Source organism: Clostridium sp., from assembly GCF_051650885.1.
GTDB lineage: Bacteria > Bacillota > Clostridia > Clostridiales > Clostridiaceae > Clostridium.
Window position 1 is genome coordinate 1 of the sequence record NZ_JBOFRG010000349.1, and the last position, 15,833, is coordinate 15,833.

A 15,833-nucleotide genomic window follows, 5' to 3' on the forward strand; every position below is an offset into this window, starting at 1 on the left:
ATGTTGGTTTTAAGCATACAAACATTTTATCAGAATCCCTAACTTTTTCGAAGTTAGGGATTTGTTTTTTTGTATAAAAAAGGAACTGTGCACTACTTTTTAGTGCGACAGCCCCTTTTAATATTTATCTGTATAATCAAAATTATTATCGCTAATTAAAATTTTTCTTTTTTCCATAATTAATTTATATAAAGTGAAGCAAAAATCAATTGAAAGATATGTAACAATTAAAATAGCTAGAAATTCTAATGTACCAATAGTAAGATTGTTTAGTGAATCAACGATTAGTGGGTTAAGAACTTTAATAACAAAAACAGAACCTAATCCCCAGGCTAAAGAAAAATGAAAACACACTCTTCCTTGTAAATTTAATGGGTCTTCAGAATAATCCCACCATTTTAAAGAAAAACATTTTTCTAAAAAATAACTAGTTGCATATTCTACAACAGAAGTTAAAACTGAAGTTAGAATAAATAGTGGAAGAACACCTAAAGAAATACTTGATAAGCATAAAACTATAATTGTTGCACAAAATCCGTAGATAGGACAAAATGGTCCGTTTAAAAAACCACGGTTTATGAAAGTTTTATGTTTAAAATATTGATACGTAACCTCAATGCACCATCCTAAAAAAGAATATATAAAAAATACTAAAACAAAAGTATTAATGTCCATAGCATCCTCCTAAATTAATCTATTAAACTAATTATAGTGGAGTAACCTTAAATGAAACTTAATAAAAAATAAACTTTTAAATTACTTCAAATTAAAAAATACTTTTTAAGATAAGAAATTACTTATTTTAAAAAGTATTATTTTAATAATATAAAGAATCGACTATAAAGTTATATTTCTATCGATTGGTTGATTTAATGAAATGAAAGTATCAGTTCTTTGAATACCATCGATAGTGTTTATTTTATTCATAAGTATTTCTTGAAGATCACTTATGTTTTTGCATATAACCTTGGCAAACATTGAGTAAGCACCAGTTGTTATATGAAGTTCAACAACTTCTTTAATTTTTTGCATTTCATCAAAAACAAAATCGAAAGAAGATGTTTTATCAACAAAAATACCTACGAAACAGCATACATCGTATCCTAGTTTAGGAAGGTTTAGTATAATTCTAGTACCTTTTATAATTCCCATGTCTTCCATTTTCTTCATACGCACGTGAATAGTACCACCACTAACATGGCAAATTCTAGCGATTTCTAAATATGGAGTTCTACAATCTTTAATAAGTAAATCTAATATTTGAAGATCTAATTCATCTAATTGTAAATTATTATTATTGTTAGCCATATTATCACCTCAGTAATCTGATAAATATATAAATCGTAATCTATTTTAACAAAAAAATGACAATTTATAAAGTGTAAATTGGAAAATGTTTAAAATATTTATCAAATATTATTATTTTAATAAATAAGTGGTGAAAAAGATATAATTAATGGCAATATATAAATAAAATAAATTGTTAAAGTATTGAAAAAAAGTTTATTTTAAATTACTATATATAGTAGAAAGCGGTTTAGGAGGGCATAAATTAGATGAGTATAATAACAACTATAATAACTTTTGTTATATTATTAGCAGTTACACTAGGAATATTATTCCTATGTAAGCAATATGTATTTCCAAAGGTAAGAGTAAATAAGTTTGTTCCATTAGTTATTGCAATAATATTATTTTTAATACAGTTATCGGGAAAAGTAACGGAAACATGGTTTGGATTAATTTCAACACCATTAATAATAATAGCATTCTTATGGTTCTTAGATATTCACCAAACTGGTGGACCAAAAGCTAAGGATAAGGTTATAAAAAACAAGCCTAAAGCAAAACCAAACAGAGTGAAAAATATGAAAAACGAAAAAAATCCAAAGGCTTAGACCTTTGGATTTTTTTTTATGAATATAGGTGAGCTTATAGATATTTTATCAGTTTCTTGATAAATTTTTAATACATACCAATCCTCATTAATGGCTGGAATGTGATTATAAAGATAGCGTATTTTTTTTAGTTGGAGATCCTTAATTGAATGAATAACATTTCCACCACTTGAAATGATATCAATTCGATTAACAAAATAATTTTTATCTTCAACTAAAATTGTAAAATTTAAAACGGAGCTTCGTTCTATAAAATCACCCATAAAATGATTATTTATAAAAAACATTAATTGAAGCGTTCTAGATTCAGTACAATAAACCCTTCTTAAGCGAATAGCCTGAAGTAAAGCTTCTTTAGTGTTTTTATTAGAAATTATGCATGTTAAATTTTCAGTATCTGAAAAATTAAGCTTAGCTTCCGTTAATCCATTTACAGGAGAAAGAAACAAACCTTTATCTAAAAGCTTAAGGTAATATTTATCACGACGAATATACCTATTATTAAGCCCGCTAGTGACTTCTATGCAAGAAAGCAAGCTCTTTATAATAGGATGATAGTCGTGGCTTAAAATGGGCTTTAAAGGATTGCTGATGATTAAGATAGCATCCCTATTTTTAATCATCCATAGAGGAAGTAGTTTTAAATCTTTTAAAGTACCTTTAAAGAAGGTGTTTGAGTTTAAAATATTTAAATCTCCAAGGGCTTCAGATTTTCCTTCAAACCCATAAATTGCGGTGAAATTTTCACGTTTTTTATTTAAACGATAAGTTTGTTCTAAAGCTTTATTCCATTTTTCAGAATTTTGGTCTAAAAAATCGCTATGATCAGAAATCATTAAGAAGTGAAGATTACTTCTATAAGCAAGATTAAAACATTCAAGAGGAGAGTGATTTCCAATTGAATAGGAGCTATGTGTATGAACAAATCCATAGTAAAAGGAATGTTCATTAATAAAATTATTTATATTTTTTTCAGAAGTTATATTTGGCATAAGTCTATCCTTAATAAATTATTTCTATATTATATATAGTCTAAGAGGTGTGGGAATAATGACAATAAAAGCTTTAAATGATAAAATAAATATATAAACATAAAGAGGTGAGTTTTTTGATTCTAAAATTTGATGGAAAAGAACCTGAAATAAGAGAAAATACATATATATCAGAAAGTGCAGATATAATAGGAGATGTTATAATAGAACAAGATTCGAGTATTTGGTTTGGTGCTAGATTACGTGGAGATATGAGCAAAATTCATATTGGAAAAGAATCTAATATACAAGAAAATTCTGTGGTTCATGGAGATGTTAACTATGATGTTACAGTAGGGAATAATGTAACTGTTGGACATGGAGCAATTATACATGGATGTGAAATAGAAGAAAATGTCTTAATTGGAATGGGAGCTATTATTTTAAATGGTGCAAAAATATCTAAAAACTCTATTGTTGGAGCAGGTGCTTTAGTAACTGAACATAAAGAGTTTGAAGAAGGGGTTTTAATAATAGGAAGTCCTGCACGTGCAGTAAGGAAATTAAAAGAAGAAGAAATATTAGGAATTAGAGAATCAGCAAAGCATTATGTGGAAATAAGTAAAAAATATTAAAAGTTTAGGAGAAAAAAATGATTAAAGTAGGTAAATATAATAAAGTAAAAGTAAATAAAGAAAGAGAGTTTGGATTCTTTTTAATTGATGAGCAAGGAGATGAAGTGTTACTTCCAAAGATTTTAGCAAAGGGATCAAAGCTAAGCATTGGAGATGAGTTAGAGGTTTTTGTTTATATAGATTCAACGGATAGAATGGTTGCAACTATGAAAAAACCTATAATTACAGTAGGGGAAGTAGGACATTTAGAGGTTGTATCAGAAAGTCCATTTGGAACATTTTTAAATAACGGAATAGAAAAAGATCTTTTTGTTCCGATGAGAGAACAAAGATATAAGCTTTTAAAAGGAAAGAAATATCTTATATATGCATATATAGATAAAACAGGAAGACTTGCAGGAACAACAGAAATAGACGATTACTTAGATATGGCAGAAGAAGATATGTTTAAGGTAGATGAGGCTGTATCATGTGTTACTTATGCAAGAAGTGGTGGAGAAACACTAAAGGTGTGTATAGAAGGGAAGTATAGAGGGATAATCCTTGGAAATGAGCATAATGATATTATATATCCAGGAGAGACTGTAGAAGCTAGAGTGAAAAGAGTATATGAAGATGGAGTAATTGGATTATCTACAAGAAAGAAAAGATTAGATGCAAGAGAAGAAATTAGAGAAAATATTTTAAACTATCTAGAAAAACATGGTGGATTTATGGTATTTAATGATAAATCAAATCCAGAAGATATAAAAGAAGTGTTTAAAACAAGTAAAAATTACTTTAAAATGGCACTAGGTGGATTAATGAAAGAAGGAAAAATAAAACAAAGTTCTGAAGGAACTGAACTTATAAAATAAAAAAATAAGCTGCTTTTAGATAAAAGCAGCTATTTTTAAAAGAAAAAAGAGAGGGTAAATATGGAAATAGGAAGAGTTAGGGGAAGTAGTTTAAGAACAGAAACTAAAAATATATCTAATAGAAAAGATTTTTCACAAAGCTTTAGTGATGCAAAAGAGAGAAAATCAGAAGAAGAATTAAAAAAAATGATGGGTAATATAAAGAAGAAAGGGGACAGGCTGACTATAAGCAAAACCTATGGTGATGTAATGGGATATAAAAAGCTTATAAAAGAATACTTAGAGTCTGTGCTTCAATATATGTATGAAAATAAGAAGGATATAAGCTTTTGGCAGACACAATACTTTATAACAGTGGAAACTATAGATGGAAAATTAGAAGAGCTTACAAAAGCATTTATAGATGAAGAAATGGAACATATAAATATTGCAAGTACTGTAGATGAAATTCAAGGATTATTAGTAGATATATATAGATAAAATGAATAAAATGTTATCAAAAAGAACTAAATTACAATAAATTATATATAAATAGAATAAAATATAGAGTAGAAAAGCAAAATAAAGTGAAAGGGTTGACTAAAAAAATAAAAAGGATTAAAATTAAAAAAAAAGGATACCCCTAAGGGGTATATAGGAGGAAGAAAAATGAAAATTATTAATGATACAAATTTTAAACAAGAAGTTTTAGAAGAAAAAGGATTAGTTTTAGTAGACTTTTTTGCTACATGGTGTGGACCTTGTAAAATGTTAGCTCCAATATTAGAAGAGTTAAGCAACGAATTAAGTGATGTAAAGATAGTAAAAGTTGATGTAGATGAAAGTCCAGAAACAGCAAGTGCATATGGAATTCAAAGTATTCCAACTATGAAAGTATTTAAAGATGGAAAAGATATGCAAACAGTAGTAGGATTTTTACCAAAAGACCAAATAATAGCAGCTATAGATAAAGCTAGATAAAATAGGGATGATATAAAATGGAAAGATATGATATTGCAATTATAGGAAGTGGCCCAGCTGGAATTTCAGCGGCACTAAATGCAAGAATAAGAAATAAGTCTTTTATAATTTTTGGAAGCAAAGAGATAAGTACTAAATTAGCTTTAGCACCAGCTATCAACAATTATTTAGGATTTAGCTCAATTAAGGGAAAAGATTTACTTAAAAATTTCCAAAATCATATAAAAGAAATGGAAATAGAAATAATAGAAGAAAGAGTTAATAATGTATATTCAATGGGAGACTATTTCACATTAATGGTTAACCAAAAGATGTATGAAGCAAAAACTGTTATATTAGCGACAGGAATAGAATATACAAGACCTTTACCAGGAGAAGAAGAATTCTTAGGAAAAGGTGTAGGATACTGTGCAACTTGTGATGCTCCACTTTATAGAGGAAAAGAAGTTACAATAATTTCTTACTCTAAAGAAGGCGAAGAAGAAGCAAACTTTGTTTCAGAACTTGCAAGCAATGTAAACTATATTCCCATGTATAAAGGTGATATGAAATTAGATTCAAGTATTAATTTAGTAAATGAAAGACCAAAAGAAATTGTTGGAGAATCAAAGGTTTCTAAAGTAGTTTTAAAATCAGGTGAAGAAATAAATACTGATGGAGTATTCTTACTTAAAAATGCAGTTCCACCAACACAGTTAGTTCCAGGGCTAGAAATAGAAGATGGACATATTAAGGTTGATAGATTAATGAGAACTAATATAAAGGGATGCTATGCAGCAGGAGATTGTATAGGAAAACCATATCAATATATAAAATCAGCAGGAGAAGGAAATATTGCAGCATTAAGTGCAGTAAATTACTTAGCTGAAAACAATATGTAAAAGTAAAGCTAGAAAAATTTCTAGCTTTATTTTTTTGCAAAAAAATAAGGTTACTAAATTAATTTAGTAACCTTAAAATAATTATCTTTTCTTAGTAGCAACTTCTATATTAACTCTTCTACCGTTTAATTTAATACCAGAGCATTTTTCCATTACTTTATCTTTTACATCATTTTCAACTGAAACAAATGTAAAGTTATCTAATATATCGATATTATTTATTTTGCTTCCTTTAATCTTAGCTCTATTTGCAATAAAGTTGATTAAAGATTTTTTGTTTAAGTTATCTCTCTTACCAATAGAGAAGAATAATCTAACTTCTGAGCTTCCTTCAGCAGAATTTAAAGAGTCAGATTTGTATTCAAATGACATTTCTTTATCAAATTCCATTTTTAATAATGCAGCAACAGCATCAATTGGCTCAAAGTTTTCTAATATATTCATAGCTAATGGAAGATATTTTTTATAAGCTTTATTATTTAAAGTTTCTTCTATTTTGAAGTACTTACTATTAAGCTTTTGCTCTAAAATTTCATTAACTGTTGGAAGTGTTCCTTTAGTTATTTCAGCTTTAGTTACTCTCTTAATATCTCTAAGCATTGAGTTTTCTCTTGGTGTAATGAAAGAGTATGCAGTACCTTCTCTGTTAGCTCTTCCTGTTCTTCCAATTCTATGAACATATGATTCAACATCTTGAGTTAAGTCATAGTTAATAACGTGAGTTACACCTTCAACGTCAATTCCTCTAGCAGCAACATCTGTTGCAACTAAGAAGTTTAAAGAACCTTCTTTAAATCTCTTAAGTGTTTTAGTTCTGTGCATTTGAGTCATGTCACCGTGCATACCTTCAACTACATAGTTTTTAGCTTGCATGCTTTGAACTAATTCATCAACACCTTTTTTAGTTTTACAGAATATAATTGCAAATTCAGGAGCATCGAAATCTAAAACTCTACATAAAGCTTCAAATTTATTTCTGTGATCTACAAAGAATGCAACTTGTTTTATTCTTGAAACTGTCATAGCAACTTTTTTAATTTCGATATGCTTTGAATCAGATTTCATATATCTGTTTGCAAGTTTCTTTATTTGAGGAGGCATAGTAGCAGAGAATAAAAGTGTTTGTCTGTCCTCAGGTAATTCTTTTATAACACTCTCAATATCATCTATGAATCCCATATTTAACATTTCATCAGCTTCGTCTAAAACTAAGAACTGAACTTTATCTAAATGAAGTCTTTTTCTTTTTATAAGGTCTAAAACTCTACCAGGAGTTCCAACAACTATATCAACGTGACCACTTAAAGCTTTTATTTGCTTTTGAATAGAGTCTCCACCATAAACTGGTAAAACATTAACTTTTTCGTATTTAGAAAGCTTTTTTAGCTCTTCATAAACTTGAATAGCAAGTTCTCTAGTTGGTGTAAGTATTATAGAAGCGATTCCATTAGTTTTTTCAAAGTTATTTAATATAGAAAGACCAAATGCAGCAGTCTTACCAGTACCAGTTTGTGCTTGCCCAATAAGGTCAAATCCTTCAGAAGCTAGTGGTATAGTTTGTGCTTGTATTTGTGACGGACTTTCATATCCTAGATCATTAATAGCTTGCATTAATGACGGTTTAAGGTTTAAATTTTCAAATTTTAAATTTTCCATTCATATTTCCCTTCGTTTGTATGTATTTTATATAAAAAATATTAATATCTTTTTTGTCTCAACTTACTAAGTATATCTTATAGGAGTATAGATTGTAAAGGAAGCAATTCAAATAAAAAATGGGAATACCCTTAAAAGCCTTTAAAATAGCAGAAAAGAAAAGGAATTAAAAATTATTCCATATAAAAATAAAAGAAGAATATTGACGAAAAAGAGGAAAATTTGTATTCTTATAGAAGAATATTTTAAAGAAAAGGGCAAGGTGAGTCATGGTGATAGTTGTTGGAGGAATGATTGGACTTGGTAAAAGTTCAGTTGCAAAAATATTAGGAGAACATTTAAATTCAGATATATTTTATGAAAGTGTAGATGATAATCCAATATTACCACTATTTTATAGTGAGACAGAAGAAGAAATAAGTAAGAATAGATATCCTTTTTTATTGCAATTATATTTTTTAAATACAAGATTTAAAAGTATAAAAGAAGCTTTAGTACAAGATAATAATGTATTAGATAGATCAATATATGAAGATTGGTATTTTGCTAAAAAGAATATGGAGCTTGGTAGAATATCAGAATTAGAAATGCAAATATATGAAGACCTTCTAAATAATATGATGGAAGAATTAAAAGAAATTCCTAAAAAAGCACCAGATTTAATGGTTTATTTAAAAGGTTCATTCGAAACTGTATTAAATAGAATAAATACTAGAGGAAGAGAATTTGAATTAAGTGAAGACTTAAAAGATTATTACCACTTCTTATGGAAAGATTATGACAATTGGGTTATGAATTATTACAATGCATCAGATGTACTTATAATTGACATGGACAAGATGGATGTTGTTAATAATGAAAAAGATAAAGAAGAACTAATTAAATTAGTAGAAAAGAAAATAGGAATTAATATATAAGAATATTAAAAGAGGCTATTCAAAAGGATAACCTCTTTTTCATGAGGGTTAAAACCAAATATTTCCAATTGAAAAGATGTGTGATACACTGTTTTTAAGGAGGGGGAGTAATGAATTTATTAAAGAGGGTTTTAAAAAATAAATGGTCGACTATATATTTGATAATAGCATTTAGCGTATCTATACTTGTTTTTATAATAGCTATGACTATATTCAATAATAAGAATGAAATGTTAAAAAAGTATAATGTAGAAAACAATAAGGAGATTGGATTTTTAAGTAAAGAGGAAGTTAATTATAAAGAAGTGCAAAAACTTTTAGAAAATGAAGACATAAGCTTAGAGATACAATTTTATGATGAGTATGAAAAGCTTATCATATCAACTGAACTTATAGGTAATGGTCTCACTAATTGGAATAATATTTCAAGTGGAACAAAATTTAATGCGGAAGATATTAAGAATAATGAAAATCAAGTAATGATTTCAAAAATGCTAGATAATGAGAAGAAATTAATTGATATAAACGGATTTGAGGAAGGGATTAGAACATTTGAAGTAAAAGGAGTCTTTGATGATTTAGAAAAAAATATAGTTTTTTCTAATAAAGTGTTCTTTGAAAAAGTAGGAGAAGAAAGCCTGAGTTTTGGGCTTTTTAGAATTTTTATTAGAGGAGAAAAAGAAAATTTAGAAAAATGTATAGGAATTTTAAAAGATAATATTACAAATGCAAAAATAAATATATTTGATTATATGAAGGAAGATAGAAATGAAGAGGTTACTGCTTTTTTAGAGGCAACTATGCTTATTCTTCTTATTACAATTATAAATTCTATTGGAATAACGGCTTTTTGGATAAATGGTAGAAAGAAAGAGTTATCTATAAGGAAGGCACTTGGTGGAAAAAATAGTGATTTAAGAAGGCTTTACTTAAAAGAACTTGTACTTATAGGAGGAATAAGTATGATGGTAGCTTGGAGCAGTTATATTTGTATAAGCAGGTTTTATAGTGGGTATATAGCAGGGCTTAGTTTGAAATTTAATGTATTAACTTTTATTCAAGCTAGTGGATTAGTTTTAATTGTAGCATTTTTAATATCAATTCCATCACTTATATACCTATCAAATTTAAATGTAATAGAAGTTTTAAGGGGGGACTAGGGTGAGAAATGCTTTAAAATCATTATCAAAAATGAAAGTTATTACTTTTCTTATGGTAATTCAATTTTCAGTAGGATTGTACTTGATAAATACAGCTAATATATCAAAAATTGAGGAAGAAAAATTAAAATATAACCTAGGAAGATTTTTTGATTTCAATGATGCTATGCTTATTAGAGTAAATACTTATTCAGAAGGTGCAGATCTTGATACTACAAAATATACTAAAGCATTAAAGGTATATGATGAAATAAAGAAACTTAGAGAGGAAGGGTTAATAGATGAGCACTATTTATATTATGGAATGGGAACAAATGCAGCGGTTGAAAAATTGAGTGATGAAGGAACTCTACCAGAAAAGTATAGAGAGATGAGTAGAGAGGGACTTGCGAAGTATGGCGTTGAAGTAATGGTTGATAAAAATATATATGATAAATATAATATTAAAATTAGTGAGGGAAGAGGGTTTGAAGATGAAGATTTTATAATAGAAGGTAAAAAAGAAAATATTCCAATTATAATTGGTGAGGAATACAAGGGGATATTAAAGATTGGGGACGAGGCTTCAAGAGTTATACCAGATTTAAGTTCTAATGAAAGTGATGCGTTTCAAGAGATAAAATTTGAAGTCATAGGATTTTACGAAGAGGATGATTTATTAGTGTTAAATGATTATAATCCTATTTCTGGGATGTATATGACAAACTTTGGTGCAATTATTCCAATAGTAAACGATATAGCATGGATTGATACAGCAACATTAATTTCTCAATATGGGGTATTTGTAACAGTAGAAAATAAAGCTAAGATAGTGGAAATAGAAGGAAGATTAAATCAAGTAGCTAAGGAAGAGGGATTTTATATTGAGAAAGATAGTTTTGAGGAAGAATATAATAGGGGAGTGAAAATTCTAAGTGATAGAAAAAATACTTCAGAGCTTTTAGGTGGAGTCATAATAATATTATCTATTATAGGAGTATCAGCAATAATGGTTGGTAGAATTAATAGCAGAAAAAAAGAAATTATAGTGAAGATAAGCTGTGGTGCTAAATTAAAAAAAATTATATTAGAAATGATAATTGAAAGTATAATAATTTGTGTTATGGCATTTATAGTATCTCAAATATTTATTTTTGTAAATTATGGAGATTATATAGGAATGGAAGAGATAATTAAAAATTTGATATTAACAGGAATTATTGTAATATTGGTAACAATAATACCACTTATGAACCTTAATAATAGAAGTGTTTTAGGACTGAGGAGGGATGTATAGATGGCAAGTATAAGACTTGAAGGCATATGTAAAGAATATGGTTATAAAAATAATAAAGAAAGTGTATTAAAGGAAATAAATTTAAAAATAGAAGAAGGAGAGTTTATTTCTATAGTTGGAACATCAGGTTCAGGGAAAACAACTTTATTAAACATATTAGGACTTATGGATAAACAAACTAAAGGTGAGTATTATTTAGATGATAAAAATATAGAGGGGAATACTATAGATGAACTTGCAGACATAAGAAATAGTGAGATTGGGTTTGTATTTCAAAATTTTAATTTGATAGATGACTACACATTAGTAGAGAATGTAGAAGTGCCTATAAGTTATTCTAAAAATAAAAAGAAAATGAAAAAAAGAGCAATTGAACAATTAAAAAAATTAGGACTTGAGGAGCATATAAATAAAACACCAAAGGAAATTTCGGGAGGACAAAAGCAAAGAGTAGCAATAGCACGAGCACTTGTAAATAATCCTAAAATAATTCTTGCAGATGAACCAACAGGAGCATTAGATAGCAAAAATAGTGAAAAAATTATGAGTATTTTAAGTGATATAAATAAAGCGGGGAGAACAGTCATAATAGTTACACATGATATGAAAATTGCAAAGAAATGCAATAGAGTAATAGAAATTTGTGATGGGAAAATTTTAGAAGAAATATATGTATAAAAAGGAACTATTTTAAGTAGTTCCTTTTTTATATAATTATTTAAATGAATTTACTGAAGCATCAGACGGCATTCTTAAGTCGCCTCTAGGACTTAAGGAAATTGAACCAACCTTTGGACCATCAGGAAGAGCACTTCTTTTAAATTGTTGACTAAAGAATCTCCACATAAATTTATCTAACCATTTCTTAATTTCTTCTTCAGTATAATCTTCTTTAAAAGCATGTTTTGCTAAGAAGAAGATTCTTTCTTTTGAAGAGCCATTTTTCATAAAGTGATATAGGAAGAAATCATGTAATTCATAAGGTCCTACTATATCTTCAGTTTTTTGGGCGATATTACCTTCGTTATCTGATGGTAATAATTCAGGGCTGACTGGAGTATCTAATATGTCTAAAAGTGTAGCTTTTACTTTTTCAGTAGATTCATTTTCAGCTACATACTGTACTAAATATCTTACAAGAGTTTTAGGGATTGATGGATTAACAGAGTACATTGACATATGGTCACCATTATAAGTGCACCAACCTAAAGCAAGTTCTGATAAATCACCAGTTCCAATTAAAAGCCCAGCTTCTTTATTTGCTAAATCCATAAGAATTTGAGTTCTTTCTCTAGCCTGAACATTTTCATAAGTTACATCATGAATTTCTTTATCATGACCAATATCTTTGAAATGTTGAAGGGCTGCATCTACAATGTTTATTTCACGTAAATCACAGCTTAATTCTTTACATAAATCTAAGGCGTTATTATAAGTTCTATCAGTAGTACCAAACCCTGGCATTGTTATAGTTATAATATCTTTACTATCATATCCTAAAAGCTTAAAAGTTTTATAAATAACAAGTAAAGCAAGTGTTGAATCAAGTCCACCTGAAATTCCAATTACAGCTTTTTTTAGGCCTGTATGTTCTAATCTTTTAGCTAATGCTGCAGATTGAATGTTGAAAATTTCCATACATCTTTCAGAACGTTCTAAAAGATTAGATGGAACAAAAGGATGTTTATCTATGAATTTATCAAAATTATGGATAGTAGTATTATCAAATTTAAACTTAACAGTAGTTGGTCTAATATTTAAGCTTTTGCTTCCATCTCTAAAACTTAAGTTTTTTAATCTTTCAGAATTAAGTTTAAATAAATCTACAATACTATAAATAACTTCATTTTCACGATTGAATCTATTATTTTCTTTTAATATAGAACCATTTTCAGATATTAATAAATGTCCACTAAATAAAAGATCAGTTGTAGATTCATGAACCCCGGCTGATGAATAAATATAAGAAGACATACATCTAGCACTTTGATTTTGAATAAGGCTTTTTCTATAATCTTTCTTTGAAACTAATTCATTAGAAGCAGAAAGATTTCCTATTATATTAGCACCAATTAAAGAAAGGTATGAACTTGGTGGAATTGTAACCCAAAGGTCTTCGCAAATTTCAAATCCAAATTTGGCAGCACCAGCATCGAAGATTAAGTTTGTTCCAAAAGGAATGTTTTCTTGGAAAGAAAAATCTACAAAACTATCTTTTATATTTAAGCCTTCAGTAAACCATCTTTTCTCATAAAACTCATTGTAATTTGGAATATATGATTTTGGAACAATTCCAAGTATTTTTCCTTTAAAGATAATGAAGGCACAATTATAAAGGATATTATTATCTAAAAGGGGAGCACCTAAGGCGATTAAAATATCTAAGTCTTTAGTTTTGTTTAATAACGTTTCTATACCTTCAGAACTTTTAGATAAAAGTGCATTATTTAAAAATAAATCAGCACAAGTATAAGATGTTAATGAAAGCTCAGGAAAAACTATTAATTTAGAATTATTTGTAACAGCTTCATCGATACAGCTTAAAATATTAGTAAGGTTATAATCTATGTCTGATACCCTTGTTTTAGGGCAAGCAGAACTAACTTTTAAAAAATCCATTATATCAACTCCTAAATAAATATATATTTATTATTTTCATATTATATATAAATAATAAAATGAAAATATTAGAAAATCAATGAAAAGAAGAGAAAAGGAGAGTAGAAAGAGTTAAAAGGTAATAAATAACACTTAATGGAGTAAATTGGAAATTGTAAAAGGTTAAAAAAGGATATATTATAAAGTAAAGAAATGGAAAATGGAAGGAGGAAGAAAAATGGTCTTTTGGATAGCAGTTGTTGTAGGTGGTGTATTAATAGATTTACTAACGAGTCAATTTTTATTTTGTTCATTTTCTATAGGTTCTATAGGAGCACTTGTAGGTAAGTGGTTAGGGATTGGAACTTTAGGGCAAATAATAATATTTTGTGTTGTAAGTATTCTATTAATAATATTCTTATATCCAGTAGTAAAGAAAAAGCTAAAAGAGAGTACGAAACGGGTAAAAACTATGGAAGAGGAATATATAGGAAAAACTTATAAAGTGGAAGAAACTATTGAAAAAACAGGGCTTGTAAAAATTAGTGGAGTTTATTGGACAGCAATAAATGAAGGTGAGAAAATATTAAAAGGCGAAGAATTTAAAGTTATAGGAATTCAAGGAAGCAAATTAAAAATAGAAAAAAAGAGGAGAGATTAAAATGTTAGGGTATATTATTCCAATAGTTATATTAGTTATTATTTTGATAGCACTTTTATCATCAATAAAGATAGTTAATACAGGATATCTTTATGTAGTAGAAAGATTTGGACAATTTCATAGAGTTCTAGAGCCAGGATGGCATTTTACAATTCCATTTGCTGATTTTGTAAGAAAAAAAGTTTCAACCAAACAACAAATTTTAGATGTAGATCCTCAAAGTGTTATAACTAAGGATAATGTTAAAATATCAGTAGATAATGTTATTTTTTATAAATTGATAAATGCAAGAGATGCAGTATATAACATAGAAAATTTTAAAGCTGGTATTGTATATTCAGCTACAACAAATATTAGAAATTTAATAGGAAATATGAGTTTAGATGAAGTTTTATCAGGAAGAGATAAAATAAACCAAGAGCTTTTAATGATAATTGATGAGATTACTGATGCTTACGGTATAAAAATACTTTCAGTAGAAATTAAAAATATAGTTCCTCCAGCTGAAATTCAAAATGCTATGGAAAAGCAAATGAAAGCTGAACGAGATAAGAGAGCTATGATTTTGCAAGCAGAAGGTCAAAGACAGTCTCAAATTGAGAAAGCAGAAGGAGAAAAGCAATCAAGAATTTTAGAAGCAGAAGCACAAAAAGAAGCTCAAATAAGAAGAGCAGAAGGACTTAAAGAGTCACAACTTTTAGAAGCGGAAGGTAAAGCAAAGGCTATTGAAGCTATAGCAGCGGCAGAGGCAGAAGCTATTAAAAAAGTAAATGGAGCTATTATTGAATCAGGAACTGATGAAAGAGTAATAGCACTTAAACAAGTAGAAGCACTTAAAGAAATGGCTACAGGACCTGCTAATAAGTTAATATTACCAACAGAAAGTCTTTCATCATTAGGAAGCATAGCTGCAATAGCAGATATGTTAAAAGAAAATAAATAAAAAAAGCCTCTATATTGTAAAAAATATAGGGGTTTTTGTTAAGTATTTGTAAATAAAAAGAATAAAGGTTGAAAAAAGAAAATTTTAGTCATAAAATAATTAATGACTGGAGGGTTTCGTGGATGAGAAAAATAATAATTGTATTAGTGATGATAGCAGTGGTAGTATTTATAGGAGTAGGCTATAGCTTTACAAAAGGGGCAAAGCTTGAAGTAATAAAAAAAACTAATGGGACAAACTCAAAACAAACTATAGAGGCAGTAACAAAGGAAATAAATTTAGAAACTAATAATTAAAATACATATTAATAAGGGTTATATAAGAGAGGTCTGGGCTTTTATATAACTCTTATTTTATTTTAAACAAAAAATAAATTTTATAGATGAGAGCTTTTACTCTAAACAAAAGGTATTGACAATC

Annotated in this window: 18 protein-coding genes; 13 read left to right on the forward strand and 5 right to left on the reverse strand. The window is 28.0% G+C overall.

The annotated features are described in order from the left end of the window. Positions 1 to 117: 117 nt before the first annotated feature. Positions 118 to 675 (reverse strand): putative ABC transporter permease, encoded by a 558-nt coding sequence (locus tag ACRC28_RS17640; protein WP_438544758.1) that lies wholly within the window; start codon positions 673 to 675, stop codon positions 118 to 120. A 162-nt stretch (positions 676 to 837) separates the two neighbouring features. Next, a complete protein-coding gene (locus ACRC28_RS17645) occupies positions 838 to 1,308 on the reverse strand; it encodes an Lrp/AsnC ligand binding domain-containing protein (RefSeq protein ID WP_438544759.1) in 471 nt (156 codons plus the stop codon). 248 nt (positions 1,309 to 1,556) lie between these two features. On the opposite strand from ACRC28_RS17645, the gene ACRC28_RS17650 reads away from it, so the two are divergent. Then, entirely contained in the window at positions 1,557 to 1,898 is a 342-nt protein-coding gene (locus ACRC28_RS17650; protein ID WP_438544760.1) for a hypothetical protein, read from the forward strand. On the opposite strand, the gene ACRC28_RS17655 is transcribed toward ACRC28_RS17650, so the two are convergent. After that, the gene (locus ACRC28_RS17655; RefSeq protein WP_438544761.1) at positions 1,895 to 2,890 is read right to left on the reverse strand and encodes a histidinol phosphatase; all 996 of its coding nucleotides are present in this window, start codon (positions 2,888 to 2,890) and stop codon (positions 1,895 to 1,897) included. The two genes, ACRC28_RS17650 and ACRC28_RS17655, sit on opposite strands and share 4 nt — an antisense overlap. Before the next feature lie 116 nt (positions 2,891 to 3,006). Between ACRC28_RS17655 and ACRC28_RS17660 the strand changes: the two genes are divergently transcribed. The 5 genes from ACRC28_RS17660 to ACRC28_RS17680 all read left to right on the forward strand — a co-directional run bounded on the left by ACRC28_RS17660 (position 3,007) and on the right by ACRC28_RS17680 (position 6,202). Then, entirely contained in the window at positions 3,007 to 3,504 is a 498-nt protein-coding gene (locus tag ACRC28_RS17660; protein WP_438544762.1) for a gamma carbonic anhydrase family protein, read from the forward strand. A gap of 17 nt (positions 3,505 to 3,521) precedes the next feature. Then, positions 3,522 to 4,361 (forward strand): CvfB family protein, encoded by an 840-nt coding sequence (locus ACRC28_RS17665; protein ID WP_438544763.1) that lies wholly within the window; start codon positions 3,522 to 3,524, stop codon positions 4,359 to 4,361. A 60-nt stretch (positions 4,362 to 4,421) separates the two neighbouring features. Further along, positions 4,422 to 4,841 carry a YaaR family protein gene (locus ACRC28_RS17670; RefSeq protein ID WP_438544764.1) on the forward strand — a complete coding sequence of 140 codons (420 nt, stop codon included), beginning with the start codon at positions 4,422 to 4,424 and terminating at the stop codon, positions 4,839 to 4,841. A 168-nt stretch (positions 4,842 to 5,009) separates the two neighbouring features. Further along, entirely contained in the window at positions 5,010 to 5,321 is a 312-nt protein-coding gene (gene trxA, locus ACRC28_RS17675) for a thioredoxin (RefSeq protein WP_438544765.1), read from the forward strand. A 17-nt stretch (positions 5,322 to 5,338) separates the two neighbouring features. Then, positions 5,339 to 6,202: an NAD(P)/FAD-dependent oxidoreductase gene (locus ACRC28_RS17680; RefSeq protein WP_438544766.1), complete on the forward strand. Its 864-nt coding sequence runs from the start codon at positions 5,339 to 5,341 to the stop codon at positions 6,200 to 6,202. Positions 6,203 to 6,283: 81 nt separating this feature from the next. Here ACRC28_RS17680 and ACRC28_RS17685 read toward each other — a convergent pair whose 3' ends face one another. Next, positions 6,284 to 7,858 carry a DEAD/DEAH box helicase gene (locus ACRC28_RS17685; RefSeq protein WP_438544767.1) on the reverse strand — a complete coding sequence of 525 codons (1,575 nt, stop codon included), beginning with the start codon at positions 7,856 to 7,858 and terminating at the stop codon, positions 6,284 to 6,286. Positions 7,859 to 8,127: 269 nt separating this feature from the next. Here ACRC28_RS17685 and ACRC28_RS17690 point away from each other — a divergent pair, with 269 nt between their 5' ends. From ACRC28_RS17690 to ACRC28_RS17705, 4 genes are all read left to right on the forward strand, one after another. Beyond that, a complete protein-coding gene (locus tag ACRC28_RS17690; protein ID WP_438544768.1) occupies positions 8,128 to 8,775 on the forward strand; it encodes a deoxynucleoside kinase in 648 nt (215 codons plus the stop codon). Between the two features lie 110 nt (positions 8,776 to 8,885). Beyond that, positions 8,886 to 9,935 (forward strand): ABC transporter permease, encoded by a 1,050-nt coding sequence (locus tag ACRC28_RS17695; RefSeq protein ID WP_438544769.1) that lies wholly within the window; start codon positions 8,886 to 8,888, stop codon positions 9,933 to 9,935. Position 9,936: 1 nt separating this feature from the next. Further along, positions 9,937 to 11,211, forward strand: coding sequence for a hypothetical protein (locus tag ACRC28_RS17700; RefSeq protein WP_438544770.1), 1,275 nt, complete (start codon positions 9,937 to 9,939; stop codon positions 11,209 to 11,211). A gap of 24 nt (positions 11,212 to 11,235) precedes the next feature. Continuing rightward, on the forward strand, positions 11,236 to 11,889 hold the full coding sequence (locus ACRC28_RS17705) for an ABC transporter ATP-binding protein (protein WP_438544775.1): 654 nt from the start codon (positions 11,236 to 11,238) through the stop codon (positions 11,887 to 11,889). A gap of 36 nt (positions 11,890 to 11,925) precedes the next feature. Here the strand turns inward: ACRC28_RS17705 and ACRC28_RS17710 are convergent, their stop codons facing one another. After that, positions 11,926 to 13,830: an NAD(+) synthase gene (locus ACRC28_RS17710; protein ID WP_438544771.1), complete on the reverse strand. Its 1,905-nt coding sequence runs from the start codon at positions 13,828 to 13,830 to the stop codon at positions 11,926 to 11,928. 217 nt (positions 13,831 to 14,047) lie between these two features. Between ACRC28_RS17710 and ACRC28_RS17715 the strand changes: the two genes are divergently transcribed. From ACRC28_RS17715 to ACRC28_RS17725, 3 genes are all read left to right on the forward strand, one after another. Continuing rightward, complete coding sequence (locus ACRC28_RS17715) at positions 14,048 to 14,470, forward strand: NfeD family protein (RefSeq protein WP_438544772.1); 423 nt, start codon at positions 14,048 to 14,050, stop codon at positions 14,468 to 14,470. Position 14,471: 1 nt separating this feature from the next. Next, positions 14,472 to 15,413 (forward strand): SPFH domain-containing protein, encoded by a 942-nt coding sequence (locus tag ACRC28_RS17720; RefSeq protein ID WP_438544773.1) that lies wholly within the window; start codon positions 14,472 to 14,474, stop codon positions 15,411 to 15,413. 122 nt (positions 15,414 to 15,535) lie between these two features. Then, positions 15,536 to 15,709, forward strand: a complete 174-nt coding sequence (locus tag ACRC28_RS17725) for a hypothetical protein (RefSeq protein ID WP_438544774.1) — start codon at positions 15,536 to 15,538, stop codon at positions 15,707 to 15,709. The last annotated feature ends 124 nt before the right edge of the window (positions 15,710 to 15,833 follow it).

What these genes read in the sequence shown, in the direction of transcription:
- ACRC28_RS17695 (WP_438544769.1), top strand. Translation starts at nt 8,886, where the DNA reads ATGAATTTATTAAAGAGGGTTTTAAAAAATAAATGGTCGACTATATAT.
- ACRC28_RS17640 (WP_438544758.1), bottom strand. Translation starts at nt 675, where the DNA reads ATGGACATTAATACTTTTGTTTTAGTATTTTTTATATATTCTTTTTTA.
- ACRC28_RS17710 (WP_438544771.1), bottom strand. Translation starts at nt 13,830, where the DNA reads ATGGATTTTTTAAAAGTTAGTTCTGCTTGCCCTAAAACAAGGGTATCA.
- ACRC28_RS17665 (WP_438544763.1), top strand. Translation starts at nt 3,522, where the DNA reads ATGATTAAAGTAGGTAAATATAATAAAGTAAAAGTAAATAAAGAAAGA.
- ACRC28_RS17670 (WP_438544764.1), top strand. Translation starts at nt 4,422, where the DNA reads ATGGAAATAGGAAGAGTTAGGGGAAGTAGTTTAAGAACAGAAACTAAA.
- ACRC28_RS17715 (WP_438544772.1), top strand. Translation starts at nt 14,048, where the DNA reads ATGGTCTTTTGGATAGCAGTTGTTGTAGGTGGTGTATTAATAGATTTA.
- ACRC28_RS17685 (WP_438544767.1), bottom strand. Translation starts at nt 7,858, where the DNA reads ATGGAAAATTTAAAATTTGAAAATTTAAACCTTAAACCGTCATTAATG.
- ACRC28_RS17690 (WP_438544768.1), top strand. Translation starts at nt 8,128, where the DNA reads ATGGTGATAGTTGTTGGAGGAATGATTGGACTTGGTAAAAGTTCAGTT.
- ACRC28_RS17650 (WP_438544760.1), top strand. Translation starts at nt 1,557, where the DNA reads ATGAGTATAATAACAACTATAATAACTTTTGTTATATTATTAGCAGTT.
- trxA (WP_438544765.1), top strand. Translation starts at nt 5,010, where the DNA reads ATGAAAATTATTAATGATACAAATTTTAAACAAGAAGTTTTAGAAGAA.
- ACRC28_RS17725 (WP_438544774.1), top strand. Translation starts at nt 15,536, where the DNA reads ATGAGAAAAATAATAATTGTATTAGTGATGATAGCAGTGGTAGTATTT.
- ACRC28_RS17720 (WP_438544773.1), top strand. Translation starts at nt 14,472, where the DNA reads ATGTTAGGGTATATTATTCCAATAGTTATATTAGTTATTATTTTGATA.
- ACRC28_RS17680 (WP_438544766.1), top strand. Translation starts at nt 5,339, where the DNA reads ATGGAAAGATATGATATTGCAATTATAGGAAGTGGCCCAGCTGGAATT.
- ACRC28_RS17655 (WP_438544761.1), bottom strand. Translation starts at nt 2,890, where the DNA reads ATGCCAAATATAACTTCTGAAAAAAATATAAATAATTTTATTAATGAA.
- ACRC28_RS17645 (WP_438544759.1), bottom strand. Translation starts at nt 1,308, where the DNA reads ATGGCTAACAATAATAATAATTTACAATTAGATGAATTAGATCTTCAA.